The 4,647-nt window shown below is 41.1% G+C and carries 5 protein-coding genes; 2 read left to right on the top strand and 3 right to left on the bottom strand.

All coding sequences use genetic code 11. From position 1 onward, the window contains the following. Together ACFILY_RS09055 and ACFILY_RS09050 are read left to right on the top strand one after the other, a co-directional pair. Positions 1-963, top strand: coding sequence for a tyrosine-type recombinase/integrase (locus tag ACFILY_RS09055; protein WP_375637907.1), 963 nt, complete (start codon positions 1-3; stop codon positions 961-963). Between the two features lie 207 nt (positions 964-1,170). Continuing rightward, positions 1,171-1,371 (top strand): AlpA family transcriptional regulator, encoded by a 201-nt coding sequence (locus tag ACFILY_RS09050; protein ID WP_007347209.1) that lies wholly within the window; start codon positions 1,171-1,173, stop codon positions 1,369-1,371. A gap of 51 nt (positions 1,372-1,422) precedes the next feature. Here the strand turns inward: ACFILY_RS09050 and ACFILY_RS09045 are convergent, their stop codons facing one another. The 3 genes from ACFILY_RS09045 to ACFILY_RS09035 form a co-directional block, all read right to left on the bottom strand. Further along, positions 1,423-1,782 (bottom strand): hypothetical protein, encoded by a 360-nt coding sequence (locus tag ACFILY_RS09045; protein ID WP_375624232.1) that lies wholly within the window; start codon positions 1,780-1,782, stop codon positions 1,423-1,425. A 179-nt stretch (positions 1,783-1,961) separates the two neighbouring features. Next, positions 1,962-2,366 (bottom strand): hypothetical protein, encoded by a 405-nt coding sequence (locus tag ACFILY_RS09040; protein ID WP_375631993.1) that lies wholly within the window; start codon positions 2,364-2,366, stop codon positions 1,962-1,964. Beyond that, the coding region (locus ACFILY_RS09035; protein WP_375637908.1) for a hemagglutinin repeat-containing protein at positions 2,363-4,647 on the bottom strand (2,285 nt) is incomplete at its 5' end. The genes ACFILY_RS09035 and ACFILY_RS09040, both read right to left, overlap by 4 nt.

Here is a 4,647-nt window from a genome sequence, read left to right as displayed (position 1 = left end):
ATGCAATGGCGTGCTGTTTTACGTGAAGGGCGTGATCCTATTAAAGAACGTAATAAACAAAAGCGTGAGGCAATAAGCAATCTCCATTACTTAAAAGATATTGCACTAGATACTTTTGAAACTCGTAAAGCTGAATTAAAAGGTGATGGTAAAAATGGTAAATGGTTTACACCTTTACGCCTTCATATTCTCCCTAAATTAGGCTGTTTACCCGTTTCTGAGATTACGCAAACAGAGATACGCAATACCCTTTCTCCCATTTGGCATACAAAGGCTGTAATTGCTCGAACAGCATTGATACGTCTTAATCTTTGTCTCAAACATGCGGCTGCATTAGGTGTAGATGTTGATTTACAAGCTGTAGAAAAAGCAAAAGCTCTCTTAGGAAAACAACGCCATAAGGTCACTAATAGACCAGCCATGGATTGGAGAGAGGTTCCGGCTTTTTATAAAACACTCTGTGAAGCATCAACCATAACACAACTGGCTTTGCGTTTGCTTATTCTGACAGGTGTTCGTACCAATCCTTTACGTCATATTCATAAAGATCAAATTGATGGGGATATATGGACCATACCTGCTGAAAATATGAAAGGCAAGCGTGATACAACAAAAGAATTTCGCGTGCCTTTATCAACTGAAGCATTAGACATTTTAAAACAAGCACGATTGCTTTCTCGTAATGATTTCTTTTTTTCTGCTAAAGGTCGCGGTCCCCTCGCTGAGAAGTGTATGGCTCAATATATGAGAGACAATAAACTTGAAGCCTGCCCGCATGGTTTTCGCTCTAGTTTACGCGATTGGCTTGCTGAAACAACCGATGCCCCCTATGAGGTCGCTGAAACTATTCTAAGTCATACAGTTGGCGGCAAAGTAGAGCGTGCCTATCGTCGTACTGATTATCTAGAACAGCGCCGTGTCTATATGGATAAATGGGCGGCTTATGTCACGGGTCAATCTTAAGATATGGGGTGAATAACCCCATTATCTGTGGATAACTTTAGCTCTCTTTTCTCTCATTCTTTCTCAATAAGACTCATAAATTATCACATCAGAAATTGTATAATAAAATATTGTTTTCTATGAATAAAACATCTTTCTAAATGAACCAAAATGTGGTTAATAAATAGTTATGATTTGTTACCATTTTTATAGTGAAAGGATTTTAATATGACAGAAAATGATATTCTTTTAACAGACCGTGAAAGTGCAAAATTGCTTCATATGAGTGTCTCAACTTTCCGCCGTCATGTAACCAATGGCTCTCTCCCAAAACCTTTAAAATTTGGTTTTTTATCGCGTTGGTTACAATCAGATCTTTTGAATGTAATCGAACAAGCAAAACAGCAACGTCAAAGTGACGCGGCATAAAAAAACCTTGTCACGTAAGGATGGACAAGGCTTTCTCTGCTGAAGCAAGACTTAAGGTTTGCATTCAAGTTGTTCTGAATGCTTTTTACAATAAGAGCTATTTAAGCGTCTCTCAACACTTCGCTGAGGCATGACAGCACCAGGACGACATATGGGAAGGTTGTCTGATTTATGGTTCTCACACCAATCTTGTATTGTAAAGCTAGGGCGAAAACCTGATTGCGCCATACACATTTCAATACTGGCAAATTGATTCAAATCTAGCGCCACAACCTTATTAAGGTCCGGTACTCCACATTCTAAAAGTATTTTATTTCTCCATAATGCTGGAGAAAGTGAGGGAATTGAGTTAACACATCCAGTGATACTTAACAGAGCTATACAACTCAACAGTTTTAAGATTTTCTTCATTATTCCCCTCTTTCAATGGATTTATTTACAATAAACAGCTCGGAAGCTTGTTGATATTTCCTGTCACCGCTGCTTAAAACAACGGTGAACAATATTGAGATGTTAGATTGAGAAAACAATCCCGCCATTCCAAGCGAAGGCAAGGATAGCGGATTGTTGATCATCACTAGCTGCAAAACTTAAGGTTTGCATTCAGGTGCATTTTTATATTTTTTACAAAAAGGGCTGTTCAAGCGCTTCTTGACACTGGGCCTCGGGATCACAGCACCTGGACGACAAATGGGCAAGTTTTCGGCTTTATGGTTTACACACCATCCCCCCCCCCTTTCATCTTTATAGCGGAATCCTGATTGAACCATACAAGCATGAATTGTTGCTATTGCATTATTACTGAGCTTGCTGCTTTCTGGATCCTTATCATAAGGGGTTGGCATGCCACATTCTAACAAGCCTTTTCCTATCTCTGTAAAATCTGCTCCTGATTTTTCCCAAGCAGTCAAATATCCTGAAGGAGGTTTATTAAACTGACATCCAGCTATACTTAACAAAGTTACAGCACTTAATAATTTTACGATGTGTTTCATTTTTTACTCCATGATTTACTTAAAGGAAATTGTTCACGATGAGATGAACCATAATCATATCTACATTTATAACCTGCATCTCCAAGGCAAGTATGGGAACTTATGGGATTTGTAGCCACTCTCAACCATTCTGTCCAAACGTTACTGCCAGCAGGGAGTGTCCCGTAGGTATAGCCATTGCCGCCAATAATTCTGCTGACAAAGTCATATCTATTCCCATCAAAGCCAATAGTGGTTTGTTTGCCATCACTCACATAATCTAACAGACCGGCTGCAACTAAAACATTAAAGGCTGGTCCATAGAGATTGATAGTCGTGTTTTCGTTGGCTATACCGTGAACACCTTCTTGTTTGAAAGAATTCAGCATATTCCCCAATGTCATTGTCCCGCGACTATGTCCATAAAGTTCTAATCCTGTAAGACCATAGCTATACATCAAATCTTTTGCTTCTTGTGTTGAATTGGTCAAACCCCAAAAGTTATTTTCCATAAACTTCTGATAGCCCGCGACTAGAAGTTCTGAGATAGCAGAATCAGCTTCTGGGAACACAACAAAATAAAGCGGTTCATTTTTATTCTCCGCATGTTGCTCTGCATAAACAGCAGCTTCATAGGGTGGCGTAAAGATGCCATTAAAGGACACATGCACTTTGCCATCAGAGCCTTCTTGCAAATGCTGCTTTTCTTCATCCGTTAAATAATGGAACTTGGGGATTTTTTGTCCACGAGCATCTCTTATAGGTACCCCATTCGCATCTATTTCATAGATTGTATTGCCATTTTCATCACGATCCACCACGGCGATGGGGTGCTCTTTGATAAACATGGTTTTATAGGAGTCATCGCTGTATTTAAACCCTTCTTCTAAGAGTTGAGTTGCCATTTCACGGTTTTCATGGACGATTTGTTCCAGCTTGCCTACATCGAGCTGTTGTACACCCTTATGGGCGGTGGCAGTATCCCGATTAAGGGAGGCTATGGCTTGTTCCACGTCTTGTCCTGTCAACGCCTTCTGCCCTGCTTCATCAGTAATGACGATAGTGCCATTGCTGATAGCAGATTTGGTATATCCTTCCTCTGAATCTTTAGCTTTTGAATGATCTAAGACATTTTTAGCAATGTTTTTCCCGACACCATATTTTCCCTGATACATCGGACCACCTGCTGAAATGCTTAAACCTTGGCTGCTAGCTTGCGCATGCGCACTGTTGCTGATATCACTGGTGCTGATGCTTCCTGTGGTCAGGCTGTTTTTGTCCGCCGAGGCTGTGCTGGAAATAAGTCCTCCGGTCAGCGTTGTTTTATCTTTAACGTTGATCTTAAAACCGCCATCACCCGATTTGATGCCTGATTGTTCCACAACACTATGATAATCACTAGAGGATTTATCCTTGTTCAAGGAAATATTGGTTGTGGCTGTACCATCCTTTTTTCCACCATTAAACCCAATAGAAAAAGAGTCTTGCTTGCTGGAACTTTGTCCCGTATCACTGCGGCTGACAACGGTAAAATCACCCCCTACTTCCATTTCTACACGCTCTCCAGAAGCCACAGCACCTGCCAATGTGGTGTTTGCCCCACTCGTTGTGTGAACTGTGCCGGTGCCAATAATATGGCTGTTCTTCTGTTGAACCTCCTCACTGGAACCCTTGCCTTTACCAAAAGAAGCATTCCCCATCCACCCTGGACCACCGGTACCATAACTATACCCAACATTCATCGAAGCGCTTTGCGTATGATTTTGTGTGCTTTGCGTATTTTGCGCACTTTCAAAAGTGATATCTTCACCTGCTCCCATGGTGATATTTCCACTCTGTTTATCATTGCTTTGCATCGGGTTTGTGCCGGCAATAATATCGGCTCCAACACCATGGATGCTGCCTTTGTGGGCTTGCATATTAACAGCGCGTCCTGCTTCTATTGTACCTGTCACCGCAGTAGATGTCTGAACCGATGCCTCCTCCTTCTCTGTCTTAAAGCCCACGGTTACGCTAGCAGAAACATCAGCAATATCACGAATAGACTGTTTGTTTCCACCTTTCATCCCATTATAAAGACCTTTGCCTTTGCTATAGAGATCATAGCCTTTTAGACCAGCAATAAGACCATTACCGATTTTGTGTTTTGTATCCCCATGACCAAAACGTTTGACTGCATCCTTTACATCTTTTACTGTACCAAGAATGCCCACATTGACAGAGCCTGTCACACCAGCAAAAGACTTTTCATGCTTTTCTTTTGCGTTAGAGGTATCATAGCTTTCTGATAGGGTGATATTAT

The organism is Bartonella sp. CL25QHWL (genome assembly GCF_042195335.1).
GTDB lineage: Bacteria > Pseudomonadota > Alphaproteobacteria > Rhizobiales > Rhizobiaceae > Bartonella.
Note: the sequence above shows the minus strand (reverse complement) of the source record. Positions and strands in the feature narration are given on the sequence as shown.